Here is a 16407-nt window from a genome sequence, read left to right on the forward strand (position 1 = left end):
ATATATGGCTAAGGAATACGAAAAAAATCTACATGCCTTAGCACCGGCACCTGCATATTTGCCAGAAAGTATGATTCACTCCGTAAAGCAGTTACCAAAAAACAATGAGCGTTTGATATTGTTTACGCGTCACTCTTTAAGAGAGCCGTCGAATGGACAAGGGTTCGCAAGCTATGACTTACCTTTAACGCCTAAAGGACGAGTGTTAGCGAAATCATGGGGAAGATGGCTGGCAGATTATCTCCCTTATTCTTTAGATACTCTAAGTATTGCAAGTCCCATTTGGCGATGTGTGGACACTGCGAAGCTAATGCAAGAAGGAGCAGGGGTAAGGCAACCGGTCATAAATGAATCTCTCTTGGTAGAGCCAGGGAGCTTAGTAACCGATCCTAAAACCGCTAATGATATCTTTAAAGCAATAGGGGCATTAAATTTTATTAATGCCTTTTTGCAAAATGCTCTTAAAAGCACTAAACCCTCAAAAAAGGGCGGTTTGGATATATTATATTTGCTATATCAGTCCCAGCCAAAACCTGGTCATCTAGCGCTAGCGGTTAGTCATGATACGTTACTAGTGGCATTTATTGGGGTAATGATGCAAAGTAACTTAATAACCTGGGATGACTGGCCAAAAATGATGGAGGGGTTATTTATATGGTTTGATCAATTGCCTTTTAAAAAATCCACGGCGAGTATTATATGGCGAGGCGACAGGTTTGCAGTACCTATATCGCGACTGATAGAGGTATAGTTTATACCTACTTACGCGTTATATGCTTAAGTGTCCTGACATTAGTTATACTGTGATTAGTTGTCTAATTCTTAAGTGTTGAATATTCAATATACCCTAATTTTCACTGCTAAAAAAACCCCTAGTTTCAAGATAAACTAGGGGTTTTTTACACTGTACCATTCTGATGAATACTTAACTCTTTTAAAGGTGTTGATACTACAGTCTGTAGTGCTTCAACGCCTTATATATAGTTTCAGAGGGTACTATAACGTGACAATTAAGCTTTTAGCGCTTTAATTGCTTTGTTATAACGGCTCTTACGACGAGCTGCTTTGTTCTTATGAATAACACCTTTGTCAGCCATACGATCAATAACAGGTACTGCTTTATTATAAGCTTCAGTAGCAGCATCATAATCACCAGAAGCGATAGCCGAATCTACTTTCTTCATATAAGTACGAATCATTGAGCGCTGAGATGCAGCATGCTGACGACGAGTGTTGTTTTGACGAGCGCGTTTACGAGCTTGTGCTGAGTTAGCCACGGATGTCTCCTTGGTAGAGTTGAATTACTAAATTAGGTCTCAGTAATAAATACTGAAGAATATAAAAATCAATAGTTTAAAGCAAATTCTGTTAAAAGCAAAAACTAATTGACGCAAAATTCTATCTGTGTAATAAAACCAAACTAAATTGCTATGATGTGCATAAAGATAAGCCACGTTGGCAATTAGTTTGTTCACTAAAGCCAGGATGGATCTGAGACTATCCATTGGCGAACATAATCGTTATATGACACAAGGTTACATCAAACTAGAGCAGCCATTCTAGGTTGCAACCTATCCATTGAAACTTACCATATTAAATGACTTTAAATAATAAGTAACTTTCAATATCCAATATCAGATAATATAAATATCTAATGATTGTGTCTGTCGCACTAAATTGGAATATCATAATTTAGTGCAAAATTAGAGTGCAAATTAAAGCGGGTAATATTAACAAATTAAGTCTATAAATACAATCTAAACGGAGTAAATAGTTAGTTATTTAATATGATTTGCTTTAGGGTTGTTTTCAAGTTGACTTGGATCAGCCTTTACTACAATGGTTTTAGCAAGTTTATCGTGCAAACTTTGCTTATCTTTATTTAATACCATTGTTACGAAGTCAGCCACGATAACAATCAATCCAAAAGGGGTTAGATAATAGATGACACTGGTTAATAACGCACGTATAAGAACAACATTCGTTGAGGCTAATTTGTTGGTTCTCTTATCGACAACACGAATACCTGTCACCAGTTTACCAATGCTTTGACCTCTTTTTGCTAACAATATCGCTTGAACAACAAGTAAAGCTGCTGCTAATACACCTGACATAATTAACAAATGTTCAGGGGTTGAGTTCAATAAGTTCCTAAAGATAACGGTTTGTTCAACTTGGTTCTCAAGTAACGCATAAACTTCGTCAGGGTTTATGTTAGAGCTAATTGGAATTAAGGTTAAAGAGAACAAAATAAAATTCAACAAAGCAGCTAACAGACGTTTCAAGACACTCGCTAAAGCATTAACCTTGTTTTTTGAAATGGACGTAGCTTTGACAATGGGCTTATTATTAATGCTAAAAGGCGATGAACTTGAATGAGAGTCAGTCCCCTTTTTTGCTGGTTCTTGTTTTTCTGGTTCTGGTTTGCCATAAAGCTCAGCAACAGTCACTCGGTTTGAAGACGTATTAGTTGAAGGAGCGCCATTAGGATTGTAATAAAGCTGACCTTTGGTCATCTCACCAACCGGTTGCCACTGAGTCATCCCTTCGTGCCACATAAGATCATTCATATCCACTTGCCCATTTGCCAACATATTATTTAACTGTGTGAGCGTATATGGACCTGCTTGGACTTGGTTTCTTGCGAGGTAAATTTGCATTGAAATTATAACCTTTTTAAAATTAAAGCCATTACTTAAGTAAATGAACCACTAAACTGATGGTTTAAGATTAGTTTAGAACGGGTAAACATTATAGTAAACACTTAAGTTATAAGGTTCAATCTTATTTTTATTATGAAATAAAACGACCACAATAATCAAATAACTTGATAATTGTGGTCGCTGCCATGATTTTTTTACCTAAAAATCATAGTATATGACATTAAATGAAACGGTCTTTAAGCGGATTACTTAGCTTTTGTTTTAGCATTGGTATCATCCGCTAAGAACATCCAAGTATCAAGTACTGAGTCAGGGTTAAGTGACACAGAGTCAATACCTTGTTCCATTAACCAGTATGCTAAGTCAGGATGATCAGAGGGTCCTTGACCACAGATGCCGACATATTTGTTTTGTTTTCGGCACTCTGAAATAGCCATTGATAGAAGCTTTTTAACCGCTGCATCACGCTCATCAAATAGGTGAGATACGATACCTGAATCTCGGTCTAATCCAAGGGTTAATTGGGTTAAATCGTTGGAACCAATAGAGAAGCCATCGAAGTACTGTAGAAACTCTTCAGCAAGTAGGGCATTGGTCGGGAGCTCACACATCATGATGATTTCAAGACCGTTTTCACCACGTTTTAAACCATTGCTTTCGAGGATTTCAATGACTTGTCTAGCTTCTTCAGTGGTACGAACAAACGGAATCATAATTTTGACATTAGTTAGACCCATATCATTACGAACACGTTTAAGCGCACGACACTCTAAATCAAAACAATCGCGGAAGTTTTCAGATACATAACGGCTTGCACCACGGAAACCTAACATTGGGTTTTCTTCAGAAGGCTCGTATAGCTTACCGCCAATTAAGTTAGCATATTCATTAGACTTAAAGTCAGACATACGCACAATCACAGGCTGTCTTCTAAAGGCAACAGCTAGAGTTGAAATACCTTCAACCAGCTTATCGATATAAAAGTCTACTGGAGAGGCATAGCCTGCAATTCGCTCGTTAATAGCTTGTGAAACTTCACGAGGTAGGGTATTCATATTAAGCAATGCTTTAGGATGCACACCGATCATACGATTTATGATGAACTCTAAACGAGCAAGACCCACACCAGCATTTGGAATTTGTGCAAAAGCAAAGGCGCGATCAGGGTTGCCGACATTCATCATGATTTTGAACGGAAGCTCAGGCATGGCGTCAATTGAGCTACTCTTAACTTCATAGTCTAGAATACCTTCATAGATAAAGCCGGAATCACCTTCAGCACATGAGGCCGTCACTTCTTGACCATCGGTCAGTACTTCAGTAGCATTACCACAACCAACGATAGCAGGAACCCCAAGCTCACGAGCAATAATAGCCGCGTGACAGGTACGTCCTCCACGGTTAGTAATGATCGCAGAGGCACGTTTCATAACAGGTTCCCAGTCTGGGTCTGTCATGTCGGATACCAATACATCACCTGCTTCCACTTTATCCATCTCATGGATGCTATTGACAACACGGACTTTGCCTGCGCCGACGCGTTGACCAATTGAACGACCTTCACATAGGATTTTGGCATCTTTACTTTGGATTAAATAACGTTCCATAACGTTACGATCTTGACGGCTTTTCACCGTTTCTGGACGTGCCTGAACGATGAATAGCTCACCAGTATCACCATCTTTAGCCCACTCGATATCCATTGGTTGGCCATAATGCTTCTCAATGGTTAGCGCTTGTTTGGCAAGTTCAGTTAGCTCTTCAGTGGTCAATGAGAACTGGTTGCGTTCTTGTTTATCAACATCAACGATTTTTACTGAGCGCGTGGTGCTACCTTCTTCACCATAGATCATCTTCTGATGTTTACTACCTAGATTACGACGTATAACAGCTGGTCTGTTGTCAGCTAACAACGCTTTAGATAAGTAAAATTCGTCAGGGTTGACAGCGCCCTGAACGACCATTTCACCCAAGCCATAGCTTGAGGTAATGAATACAACTTCATCAAATCCACTTTCAGTATCTAACGTAAACATGACACCAGAGGCGCCAGTTTCAGAGCGAACCATACGCTGTACACCCGCAGAAAGGGCAACGCCTGCATGCTCAAAGCCTTGATGTACACGGTAGGCAATGGCACGATCATTATATAAAGAGGAGAAAACCTCCTTAATAGCGATCAGTACATTTTCAATGCCGCGAATATTTAAGTAGGTTTCTTGTTGACCTGCAAAGGATGCATCTGGCAAATCCTCTGCTGTCGCCGAAGAGCGAACAGCAACCGCGATATCATCACCACCACTCATAATGTCAAAAGCCTCACGAATTTCTTTTTCAAGAGATTGAGGCAGTTCTTGTTCAATAATCCAGTTACGGATTTTCTCACCAGTCTCCGTTAATTTTTTAACATCGTTAACATCTAAGTTTTTAAGCTCATCGTTAATTTTGTTTAAAAGACCAGTCTCAGTTAGAAAGTTATTAAAGGCATTAGCAGTTGTGGCGAACCCGCCAGGAACACTAACCCCTAAGTCTGATAAGTGGCTAATCATTTCGCCTAATGAGGCGTTTTTACCGCCGACGGTCTCGACGTCATTTTTGCCTAACTTGTCAAGGGTAATAACTTGCGGTGCTGTCATGATAACTCCAAGAAATAAGGTTATTTTTTTAAATTATACCGTCATTTTGAAAAATTGTGTATGGATAACTGGTTTTTTTTACAATTCGAAGGTTGAAAGCTATGACTATGCAGTCCTAATTAAACTTTGTAAATCTGATGAGAATAAAAATCAAAATACGAGTTTTAAAACCATATTATCCTTAGTGCTAAAAAACTATAACATCTTAAAAGAATATGCGTCCATGATGTTCGGTCTTTAAAATGTTAAAATAAGACACAACATATAAATTTTTTATCTTTTATATACTCCACTCTTTAATAAAAACAATGTAACGAAACTTATGTAGCTAAAAAGCTTCTTATCTTCTTAAGGAAATTTATGGAAAATTTAGTTAAGACTTTATCAGCCAAGCCAACGATACAAAATCGTAGTGCACTATCCGTTGATAAAGATCAAGTGCTACGTGTCGCTTTTTTTATCTCAGATGGTACAGCGATTACTGCGGAGACATTAGGTCGTTCTATATTAAGTCAGTTTGCAAGTGTGCCTTTTGAAACGCGTGTTATTCCTTATGTTGATACTATTGAGGCTGCACAAATAGCAGTCACCCATATTAATAAGGCTTATCAGGACACTGGTATTTTACCCTTGGTATTTGACACTATTGTAAACCCTGATATTCGTGAGATTATTAACTCAGCTCAAGCCTGTAATCTAGATATGTATGAAGGATTGATTGGCCGTATTACAGATGAAATTGGTGTTGAGCCAGATGCTCATTCAGGCCATGCCCATGATAATGTTGATTCTGAAACTTATAAATCACGTATTGATGCCGTACATTTTGCGTTAGACAATGATGATGGCGCACGAACACGTCACTATGATATGGCAGATATCATTCTGATTGGGGTTTCACGATCAGGAAAAACGCCGACTTCCTTATATCTTGCCTTGCAGTTTGGTATTCGAGCCGCAAACTACCCCCTTACTGAAGATGACCTATTTGACAATCAACTGCCTAAAGCTTTGCAGCCCCATCGGAATAAGTTGTTTGGGTTAATTATAGATACAGAACGTTTGCAAAAGATTAGACAAGAGCGCCGAGCGGGTAGTCGCTATGCTAGCTATAAACAGTGTGAAGAGGAGCAACGCGCTATTCAAGCCATATATATGACCCAAGGCATTCCAAGTTTAAATGTCTCAGAGATGTCCGTTGAAGAAATCGCCACGCGTATCTTACAAATTACTGGACTAAAACGCAGAATTGGGTAGATTGAAAGTTGGATAGCTTAGATAGCGCTTAGAATCATATAGAGCTTAGAATCATATAGCGCTTAGAATAAGATACCCCTTTGATTTCGCTATAGCGTAGTGTCTGACAAAGATAGTATTGGATAAAGAATGTCGTTTCTATATTAATAAAAAATATAAATAGCAACAAACAGTTGTTTTAATGTCATTCTGGGGGCTTTAGTCATGACGTTATGAGGCTAACTTGATATAATGCTGCCCAAGAAGAGGGTGTTCAAGAGTGGTTTTTTTAAACGATTTTATAACTTAATGTGACAGTTTATACGATCTATAACGGCTTCTAATAACTTGTTAATGACGTGCTAATGTCTTGAATGTTGAGGTTTGTTAACTACCTCAAGTTTTAGTTATTTGAGTTTGTAGTCGATAACACCCTAAACCAGTCGAAATACTAAAGAGGATAATATGTCAAAGAAACGTAAAGGTGATGAAACCAACGATATTAAAGACGACAATGAAAATACCGAAGTATCCAATCAAAACGATCCTCTAGATAGTGATGATACCTCAAACACAAATTCATCAGATACTAAATCTTCTAAGCAATTGGGCAAGACAGCCTCTTTAAGTGATAACATTTACCATCCCAATTTGATTAGTCCGCTCGACAATAATCGTATTCGCATTAACTCAGGATTTACAAGAGACTCAAAGCGTATCAAAAATGACAATCATGACTATGAATATGATGCAGTCGTGATAGGAGCGGGACCTGGTGGTGAAGCGGCAGCTATGAAGCTGGCAAAATCAGGTAAGAAAGTCGTGGTTGTAGATCCGCGTACTCAAGTCGGTGGTAACTCAGCGCATGTCGGAACTATCCCTAGTAAAGCCCTACGTCAATCGGTATTTAACCTAATCAACTATCGCCGAGATCCTTTGTTTTCTCAAGGACTTGATTACTACCAAGTACCTCTCAATAAAGTTCTCACCAATGCGCGTAAAGTGGTACGTAGTCAAGTAGAGACGCACACACGCTTTTATGAGCGTAATCAAATTGAAGTACGTCATGGTTGGGCAAGCTTTATTGATAAACATACTATTAAAATTGAGTTGGGTGATGGTCTAGGCTACGAAACCATCACCTTTAATAAAGCTATTATTACGGTAGGTAGTCGCCCATACCGTCCTGACTTGTTAGACTTTGAACATCCTCGTGTATTTGATTCTGATAAAATCTTGCAGATGGATTATGTGGTTAAAAAGATAATTATTTATGGTGCTGGTGTTATTGGCTGTGAGTACGCCTCTATTTTCACAGGTTTAGGATATAAAGTTGATTTAATCAATAATAAAGGTCAGCTGTTAAGTTATCTTGATAATGAGATTAGTGATGCTTTATCGCATGACTTCCGTCAGTTTGGGGTATTGGTTAGAAACAACGAAGAGATTGATAGACTTGAAACTTATGATGACTATGTCGTCCTTTATTTAAAAAGTGGAAAAATTATCAAGTCTGACGCAATTCTTTGGTGTAATGGTCGGTCAGGTAATACAGAAAGCCTCAATTTAGAAGCCGTTGGACTGAAGGCAAATAGTCGTGGGCAACTTAAAGTAGACGACACCTATCGTACGGATGTGGATAATATCTATGCAGCCGGTGATGTTATTGGCTGGCCCTCGTTAGCCTCCGCAGCGTATGACCAGGGTCGCTGTGCTGCCGCCTTTATGGTAGGTGAGGAAGATGCAGAGCCAGTATCTAGCGTCCCAACAGGTATCTATACTATTCCTGAAATTTCCTGTATTGGAAAAACGGAACAAGAGCTGACTGATGAACATGTCCCTTATGAAGTGGGTCAAGCCTTCTTTAAACACCTAGCACGTGCGCAAATTATAGGGGAGCGTACGGGTGTCTTGAAGATTTTGTTCCACCGAGAAACCTTAGAAATCTTAGGTATCCATTGTTATGGTAACCATGCCTCCGAGATTATTCACATTGGTCAAGCCGTTATGAAATGTGGTAATACGCTTGAGTACTTTGTGAATACTACCTTCAACTACCCAACCATGGCAGAGGCTTATCGTGTGGCAGCTCTCAATGGATTGAACCGAGTATTCTAATGCCATTGATCCTAAAAAGTATTATTTAGTGATCAATTAAATGATACTTTTTTAATAAGGACTGCAACCCTGTGGTCCTTTTTTTATTGTCGTTATTTTCGAAATATAATTTAAATTAACTATAGTCAAAGAACCTTAAATTAGTCACAAGGAAACCGAGTGCAAGTACTCCTGGAGTAGGCTTAACGAGGTTAACGCCGTGACTCTTTATAAGTTCGCCGACTATAAATATTACTAAAGACGACTAAGGTTCAATATTTTCTATAGCGACTTTAAAACTTGCAAGTTAGAATAGGTTAGTGTTGAATAACGGAAGAAGAAAGTCAATTACTCCTATTTCATGAGACAAGTTCAAGTTCTCTATAAACACCAAGGATACACAAATAAGGATTTAATAATGACAACCCAGACGTATGATGAAAATAATGTATTTGCTAAAATGCTAAAAGGTGACATCCCTTGTCATAAGGTATATGAAGATGACAAAACCCTTGCCTTTATGGATATCATGCCTCAGGCTAAAGGTCATGTACTGGTAATTCCAAAACAACAAGCGGTTGATCTAGGTCAGTTAGAGCCTGAATACGCCAGTGCTGTGTTAATGACAGCAAAAAAAGTAATGCAAGCTCAGCGTAAAGTGTTTAACCGTCAAGGTATTGTACAGATGCAATTGAATGGGTCTGAAGCAGGACAGACTGTGTTTCATTACCATGTGCATCTTATTCCCTCAAGTATTCACGAGCTTGGAAAACATGCCGCTGGGCAAGCTGATATGGCTGAACTTGCCGAACAAGCAAAGCAGCTTTCTGAAGCAATCGAATAAGCGTGTTCTGATAGGCAACTATTATTAGTCATATCTCAATAGACTCTATTTTAACTTGAGTGTTAATAACTTGAGTTTTAATAGACAGTCTTTACAATACGGGCTTGCTGTTTTAATTAACACAAGCCTATGTTGTAATAAAACAAGCCTTTATGCTTTCCGATTGAATATCAATGGTTCCTTAAAATGACTGTAGAGAAATCTGACACCACTCATCCCTTATTACAGCCCTTGTATATTGGCGAGTTAAAGATCAAAAATCGTCTTATGGTAGCGCCTATGGCAGGCGTAACCGACAATCCATTTCGTCGTCTGTGTAAGTCGTTTGGCGCCGGTCATGCCGTTAGTGAAATGATGACCGCAGATGCAACGCTATATGCACATAAGAAGTCGCTGTATAGAGCCAATTTTGACGGTGAAATTGCGCCCATTTCAGCTCAAATCGCCGGGGCGGATGTTGATAAACTCTCAGAGGCCGCTCAGTATCAAGTTAATAATGGCGCGCAAATCATTGATATTAATATGGGGTGTCCTGCTAAAAAGGTATGTCGTAAACTGGCAGGATCGGCGTTATTGAAAGATGAAGAGTTGGTGGCGCGGCTTTTAGATGCCACAGTGGCAGCGGTAGATGTACCGGTAACGCTTAAGACCCGATTGGGTTATGAGAATGGTCAAGAAAATATCTTAACAATTGCCAAACGGGCCGAAGAGGCAGGTATCGCCGCTATTGCAATTCATGGCCGTACTCGTGAAGATAAGTATGGTGGGCAGGCCCGCTATGATCTCATCCGCGAAGTAAAAAGATTGGTCAATATTCCAGTGATTGCTAACGGTGATATTGACAGTCCTCAAAAGGCAGTTGAGGTCTTTGACAAAACAGGATGTGATGCTGTGATGATTGGTCGTGCGGCGCAAGGTCAGCCTTGGTTATTTCGTGATATCGCCCATTACCTGCAAACAGGAGAGCATCTTGCTGCTCCGAATATCGGACAATTAAAGCACATCGTGCTCAGTCATCTTGAAGAGTTATATGCGTTTTATGGTGAATATTCGGGATGCCGTATTGCACGTAAACATATCGCGTGGTACACCTCAGGTATTGAGGATTCAAATGCTTTTAGACAAGCGATGTATGGTGAAGAAACCACTTCAGGACAATATAAAGTGGTGGAGAAATTTTTGTCATCTCAGCGAGTTAAAGACAATCAACACTGTTATTAATTTTTGATAGCTATTAAGCTATGGGTGTTCAAAATAGGCTTAACTTATGGTTTAACTTATGGCTTAATTAGTAACGTAAGTTTGCAATTTTAGTCCCTTATTGAAGTCGCCTTTTACTGAAGTCCCATCTTTGAGATCTTATAATGCTTGAATCCTCCAGCAGACCCGAGCCTAATTTGACACCTAAACCGACTAATGATGGTACAAATACGCAACCAGTAATTAGTGTCTCACATCTTGCTATCCAAAGCACAGAGGCAACCTTAGTTGAAGACTTGTCCTATCAGATTGGTCGTGGTGAGACGTTAGCGATCGTCGGTGAATCCGGATCGGGAAAATCTATTTCAAGTCTTGCCCTATTAGGTCTATTGCCTGAGAGCTTAACCGTTCAAGGTGAGGTAAAGCTGGAAGGAGTGGGTAATCTGCCTGTTGCGCAAAATACAGATAGTTTTGCTCAAAAACAAATTAAACGAGAGAAAACGCTTAAACAAATACGTGGCGCAAAAATTGCGGTAATATTTCAAGAGCCAATGACCGCCTTAAATCCACTACATACAGTGGGTAAGCAGATAGCAGAAAGCTTACGCTTAAAAGGCACGCCTAAGTCTCAAGTTAAAGCGCGTATTATCGAATTGCTTGAAGATGTCAATATCACAGACCCCCAATCAAAACTCAGCAGATACCCTCATGAATTATCAGGCGGTCAACGTCAACGTGTGATGATTGCGATGGCATTGGCTCAAAACCCAGATGTATTGATAGCGGATGAGCCGACTACCGCTTTAGATGTTAGCTTGCAACATGACGTCCTAGAGCTGCTAGACAAACTTAAAGATAAACATGGTATGGCAATGCTGCTGATTAGTCATGATTTAAACTTAGTACGTCGATATAGCGATCAAATTATTGTGATGCAGCAAGGGAAGATCATCGAACAAGGGCTGAGTATCGATATATTTACCAATCCGAAGAGTCGCTATACTCGATCACTCATAAACCATGATTTTGGTACACCGCTAGAAATCAGCACGGAGGCAGATAAAAAATCTGTGTTAGCGGTCACTAATCTGTCAGTGGCATTTCCTGCAACAAAGTCTTTATTCGGCAAAGTCAATCAATGGGTACCAGCGGTCGATAATATTAGCTTTAAATTGGCTTACGGTGGATCACTGGGTCTAGTTGGTGAGTCAGGATCAGGAAAAACGACTGTTGCATTGGCTTTAACTCGATTGCTGAGTAATCAAGCTAAGATAAATGGTCAGATTGTTATCGATAATACAGAAATAAATAGCCTAAGCAATAGACAACTCCGTCAATTCCGCTCTGAAATTCAAATGGTGTTCCAAGATCCTTTTGCCAGTATCAATCCTCGCTTTACGGTCATGCAAATCATTGAAGAGGGCTTGCTGGTACAAGGGGTTAGCAAACTAGAGCGCGCGCAGGCTGTTTTTGAGGTACTAGGTACGGTTCAACTACCTGAAAGCCTAGCCCATCGTTATCCCCATGAGCTATCTGGTGGTCAAAGACAACGTATTGCGCTGGCTAGAGCCCTGATTATGCGTCCAAAAGTTATCATTTTAGATGAGCCGACTTCTGCTTTGGACAGCACAACTCAAGTCGCCGTGGTACAACTGTTAAGAGATATTCAGCAAAAATTTGGTATTAGCTATTTATTTATTAGCCATGATTTGAACGTTGTTCAAGCATTGTGCCAACATATTATGGTATTGAAATCAGGTAAGTGTATTGAGTATGCAAGTACGACAGAATTATTTGCAAACCCGCAACACCCGTATTCAAAATTATTGATCAATACCAGTGTGCAAAGTAATACGTTCATCCTTTAATGACCGTTTAACATAAAAAAAGCATTTGACTACAATGCGCTCAGTTTAGAGGGCGGTAGCGCCGCCAAGAACTCACTTCGCGCTTGCATATCTGTTTTATAAACGCCCAACATTGAGACCGTACGGGTACTTGATAGCTGTTTACTAACGCCGCGCATCATCATACACATATGCGAGGCGTCCATTACCACACCGACACCACGGCACTCAGTCACTTCCATAATGGCCTCAGCTACCTGCTTAGTAAGATTTTCCTGAATCTGCAAGCGTCGTGAGAACATATCGATAATACGAGCCACTTTTGATAAGCCAAGTACTTTACCATCTGGCAAGTAGCCCACATGAGCTACTCCCTGAAAAGGCAGAAGATGATGCTCACATAGTGAATAAAACTCAATATTGTGCACCAATACTAGCTCAGAGTTATCTGTTGGAAATACAGCATTATTTGTCACTTCTTGAAGTGATTGGTGATAGCCTTGGGTTAAATAGCCAAATGCTTTGGCAGCACGAACTGGGGTGTCTATTAACCCTGGGCGACTCAAGTCTTCGCCTGTAGAGGCAATTAGTTTTGAATATAGATCTGGGCTAGGAAGCCGAGGATCTAAATTGTCATTTGAAGCATTAGATTTAGAATCACACATATTTTTTTAGTAGCAAAATAAAAGAATGCTATAGCTTAACGGCTACAAATAAATTGTAAAGGTCTTTGTCAAAAAATTGTCTAAAAATAACAGAGTATTTTATTGTAATCAGCAAAAAGTTTAAATAGAAGGTTGTTGTCTCCATTTATTTACTTATTAATTTATTAATTGGGGCTGATACTGAGTAGTTGATGAATGATTAAGAATTAAACAAGATTAAAAGTAAAAGATATATAGCATAAGATTTAAAACAACCGAGGTAAGTTGATGCCATGGTAAAATATATGTATATCACCAATATATTATAAATGGAGTAGCCAGTTATGTTGTTGCAAGGAAAACGATTTGTCGTGACAGGGATTGCCAGTAAATTATCTATTGCATGGGCGATTGCTGAAGTATTACACCGGGAAGGGGCGTCTTTAATATTAACGTACCCCAATGAAAAAATGAAAAAAAGGGTAGACATGGCAGCTGAGAAGTTTGAGGCCGACATGGTTCTGGAATGTGATGTCGCTTCAGATACAGAAATAGAAAGCTGCTTTAAACAAGTTTTTGATCATTGGCCTGATGGTATCGATGGGGTGGTACATGCAATTGGGTTTGCCCCTGCGGGAGAGCTTAATGGTGATTTTACGGAAGTGACCACCCGAGAAGGCAGTGCTATTGCTCATGATATCTCAGCCTATAGCTTTGTGGCGTTAGCCAAAGCCTCTCGTCCTTTACTGGCGAAACGTCAAGGCTCATTACTAACGTTAACTTATCAAGGTAGTACTGCAGTATTACCTAACTATAATGTAATGGGGATGGCCAAAGCAAGCTTGGAGGCCAGTGTCCGTTATCTAGCAACATCATTAGGAGGCGAGGGCATTCGCGTTAATGCCGTTTCAGCAGGACCTATTCGCACTTTGGCAGCCAGTGGTATTAAGTCGTTTCGTAAAATGTTAGATATTAATGCCAAAATAGCACCCTTACAGCGAAATGTTGATCAGATGGAAGTGGCGAACGCTGCTTTATTTTTATTGTCCCCTTGGGCATCGGGTATCACAGGGGAAATATTATTTGTTGACGGTGGGTTTAATACTGTCGCTATTAGTGAGCAGCTATTTCATTTAGTAGAAGAAGATTAGACACTGAAAACCAGATTAAATTATTTAAACAAAAGTAGTAAACAGAAAAAAATACACTATGGGTGTCATAGTGTATTTTTTTAGAACTTTTTAAATTAACCTAAAGCTAACTTTGATTCATTTATATACTTATCAAGATATTACTCGTCATCTTCAGATTCATGATCTTCGTGTTCATGCATACCTTTCATCATATCTAATGCTGAATCATCAGTACGTTGTTGATCGTTTGATTCTAAATGATCTTGGTTAATATCAGCACGTGACATTTTTGTGGTCTTATTAGCATCGTTTGACATAATATGTCTCCTTGAGGGTGGAAGGACTTCAAATAGTAAGAATTAATTTAATTAGAATTAATTCTTTTTTAATTAAGTCCTCTAAATGGTTTGATTTAATTATATAATGAATTATAGTTTTTTGTGTTTACATATGTAAACTAATATAGGTCACCTGTCAGAAATACGCGAAAATATGACTTATAGTCATTAAATTGTAATGGTCTGGTACACGTATTATTCAAAAACTAACATTAAATACTAAAAATCTAACCAGATCCATCCATTTTCAAGCCAACTTACTACTGTTTCTACAGTTACTTGTGCCTGTTTAATATCTTTAACCGTTAAAGGTTCTGAATCTGCAATACGTTTTAATAATCCGGCTTCATTTTCACCTAATTCTGTTAACAATAGACCATTTGCATAGACTGATAAATTATTATTGATTAGGGTATAGATAAGTCGACTACTGTAATCAATTCGGATAAGTGCCCCTTCATCAAGTGCATGAGCGACTTGAGCTTCTGTCAATGTCTCTTCTGGTATCAAAATATCATATTGGCGCTTGCTGACCACCTCACTAACGGCTTGTTCAATAAGTTTATTGCCAAGATCAGACTGCAACATAGTAAGCAATTGCGCTTTAATTTGCTCAATACTTGATTTTTGAACCTCACCGGGCTTTTGTAACTGCTGATCGAGTAAAATAGGGACAAATAAGCTTGGCTCTCCGGTCGCCGTATCTACCAAGCTGTCCAATACTTGCATAAGATTGGGTCGTCGAAAGCCGAACGAAAAGGTCAAGCAATTATCTTGTGCCACACCATAATGTGATAGCTTAGGGGGCACGTATAGCACATCACCAGGCTCAAGGATTTCATCTAGAATGATATCGCCCATGTCATTAAATATACGAATAGGCTGATTGGCAATAAACTCGGTGCTCTGGTCACAATACTGACCAAGTTGCCAACGTCTATGTCCATAGCCTTGTGCCAAAAAGACATCATAATCATCATAGTGTTTACCTACAGAGCCACCTTTAGGCGCGTAAGATACCATAATATCATCGCGCTGCCATTGGGGAATGAAATTAAAGGCATTCCATAATAGTCCGAGCTCAGGCGACCATTGCTCAAGATTTTGAACCAATACGGTCCATTGTTCGGGTAAATCGGCAAACATCTCTTGTGTCAGCGGGCATTGCTGCAGCTTCCATTGTTCTGATGGCGCGTTAGATTCAGAGACGATGTCAGAGTGTTTATCTGCTGGGTGTTGTGTGATTAAACGCGCGGTTGCCATCTCGTCAAGACTAAGATCTAAGATATCATCAGGCTCAAACATGCCGACCAGCTGTGGCAATCCTTGTTTAATAAGTAACGGTTTTTTTTGCCAATACTCCGCTAAGAATTGTTCAGGGCTTATGGTATCAGGCAAACAAAATTTGATGTTATTCATTATAAATCCGTTATATTTAAAATGGGGTTTGAACTGAAGTGATATAATACAACCCAATATAAAGTGAGTCGTTGTATTAAAAAAAGAGCATGTTTAGAGTACAGCTTAGACAGTGTACACTTGACCTATTATTCATTATCAAGCTTTAAGGTAACTCATGAAAAAATTCACCTTATTAACCCTTATTATCAGTAGTATTCTTTTGCAAGGCTGTGTGCATAAGCTGGTCACGGTGCCGGTCAAAGTCGCCTACAAGACCACCAAAGGCGTGGTAAAAGGGACTGTAGCGGTCACTAAAGCGGTGATTCCTGGGGGTAAGGATGACGACGAAAAAAAAGATTAAATGAAAA

At 39.3% G+C, this 16407-nt stretch carries 14 protein-coding genes; 8 read left to right on the top strand and 6 right to left on the bottom strand.

Annotated features, from left to right (window positions below; translation table 11 throughout):
• Positions 1–4 precede the first annotated feature (4 nt).
• On the top strand, positions 5–751 hold the full coding sequence (locus AC21OG_RS09505) for a histidine phosphatase family protein (RefSeq protein WP_487378074.1): 747 nt from the start codon (positions 5–7) through the stop codon (positions 749–751).
• 259 nt (positions 752–1010) lie between these two features.
• Here the strand turns inward: AC21OG_RS09505 and rpsT are convergent, their stop codons facing one another.
• The 3 genes from rpsT to ppsA all read right to left on the bottom strand — a co-directional run bounded on the left by rpsT (position 1011) and on the right by ppsA (position 5299).
• Positions 1011–1277 (bottom strand): 30S ribosomal protein S20, encoded by a 267-nt coding sequence (rpsT, locus tag AC21OG_RS09510; protein WP_486546652.1) that lies wholly within the window; start codon positions 1275–1277, stop codon positions 1011–1013.
• A 501-nt stretch (positions 1278–1778) separates the two neighbouring features.
• Positions 1779–2660 (bottom strand): RDD family protein, encoded by an 882-nt coding sequence (locus AC21OG_RS09515; protein WP_487378075.1) that lies wholly within the window; start codon positions 2658–2660, stop codon positions 1779–1781.
• A 248-nt stretch (positions 2661–2908) separates the two neighbouring features.
• Entirely contained in the window at positions 2909–5299 is a 2391-nt protein-coding gene (gene ppsA, locus AC21OG_RS09520) for a phosphoenolpyruvate synthase (RefSeq protein ID WP_487378076.1), read from the bottom strand.
• Positions 5300–5659: 360 nt separating this feature from the next.
• On the opposite strand from ppsA, the gene ppsR reads away from it, so the two are divergent.
• From ppsR to AC21OG_RS09545, 5 genes are all read left to right on the top strand, one after another.
• Positions 5660–6556, top strand: coding sequence for a posphoenolpyruvate synthetase regulatory kinase/phosphorylase PpsR (gene ppsR, locus AC21OG_RS09525; RefSeq protein ID WP_486546649.1), 897 nt, complete (start codon positions 5660–5662; stop codon positions 6554–6556).
• 663 nt (positions 6557–7219) lie between these two features.
• Positions 7220–8653, top strand: a complete 1434-nt coding sequence (gene sthA, locus AC21OG_RS09530) for a Si-specific NAD(P)(+) transhydrogenase (RefSeq protein WP_486546818.1) — start codon at positions 7220–7222, stop codon at positions 8651–8653.
• Between the two features lie 397 nt (positions 8654–9050).
• Positions 9051–9476 (top strand): HIT family protein, encoded by a 426-nt coding sequence (locus tag AC21OG_RS09535; protein WP_486546648.1) that lies wholly within the window; start codon positions 9051–9053, stop codon positions 9474–9476.
• Between the two features lie 186 nt (positions 9477–9662).
• On the top strand, positions 9663–10697 hold the full coding sequence (gene dusB, locus AC21OG_RS09540; RefSeq protein WP_487378077.1) for a tRNA dihydrouridine synthase DusB: 1035 nt from the start codon (positions 9663–9665) through the stop codon (positions 10695–10697).
• A 143-nt stretch (positions 10698–10840) separates the two neighbouring features.
• On the top strand, positions 10841–12544 hold the full coding sequence (locus AC21OG_RS09545; protein ID WP_487378078.1) for an ABC transporter ATP-binding protein: 1704 nt from the start codon (positions 10841–10843) through the stop codon (positions 12542–12544).
• A 29-nt stretch (positions 12545–12573) separates the two neighbouring features.
• On the opposite strand, the gene folE is transcribed toward AC21OG_RS09545, so the two are convergent.
• Positions 12574–13188, bottom strand: coding sequence for a GTP cyclohydrolase I FolE (gene folE, locus AC21OG_RS09550; RefSeq protein ID WP_486546645.1), 615 nt, complete (start codon positions 13186–13188; stop codon positions 12574–12576).
• Positions 13189–13511: 323 nt separating this feature from the next.
• On the opposite strand from folE, the gene AC21OG_RS09555 reads away from it, so the two are divergent.
• Complete coding sequence (locus tag AC21OG_RS09555; RefSeq protein ID WP_487378079.1) at positions 13512–14318, top strand: enoyl-ACP reductase FabI; 807 nt, start codon at positions 13512–13514, stop codon at positions 14316–14318.
• A 140-nt stretch (positions 14319–14458) separates the two neighbouring features.
• On the opposite strand, the gene AC21OG_RS09560 is transcribed toward AC21OG_RS09555, so the two are convergent.
• Both AC21OG_RS09560 and AC21OG_RS09565 read right to left on the bottom strand, forming a co-directional pair.
• A complete protein-coding gene (locus tag AC21OG_RS09560; RefSeq protein WP_486546643.1) occupies positions 14459–14617 on the bottom strand; it encodes a hypothetical protein in 159 nt (52 codons plus the stop codon).
• A gap of 240 nt (positions 14618–14857) precedes the next feature.
• A complete protein-coding gene (locus AC21OG_RS09565) occupies positions 14858–16057 on the bottom strand; it encodes a cupin domain-containing protein (RefSeq protein ID WP_487378080.1) in 1200 nt (399 codons plus the stop codon).
• 157 nt (positions 16058–16214) lie between these two features.
• Here AC21OG_RS09565 and AC21OG_RS09570 point away from each other — a divergent pair, with 157 nt between their 5' ends.
• Entirely contained in the window at positions 16215–16400 is a 186-nt protein-coding gene (locus AC21OG_RS09570) for an NF038104 family lipoprotein (protein ID WP_487378081.1), read from the top strand.
• The last annotated feature ends 7 nt before the right edge of the window (positions 16401–16407 follow it).

The organism is Psychrobacter sp. CX5 (genome assembly GCF_057621535.2).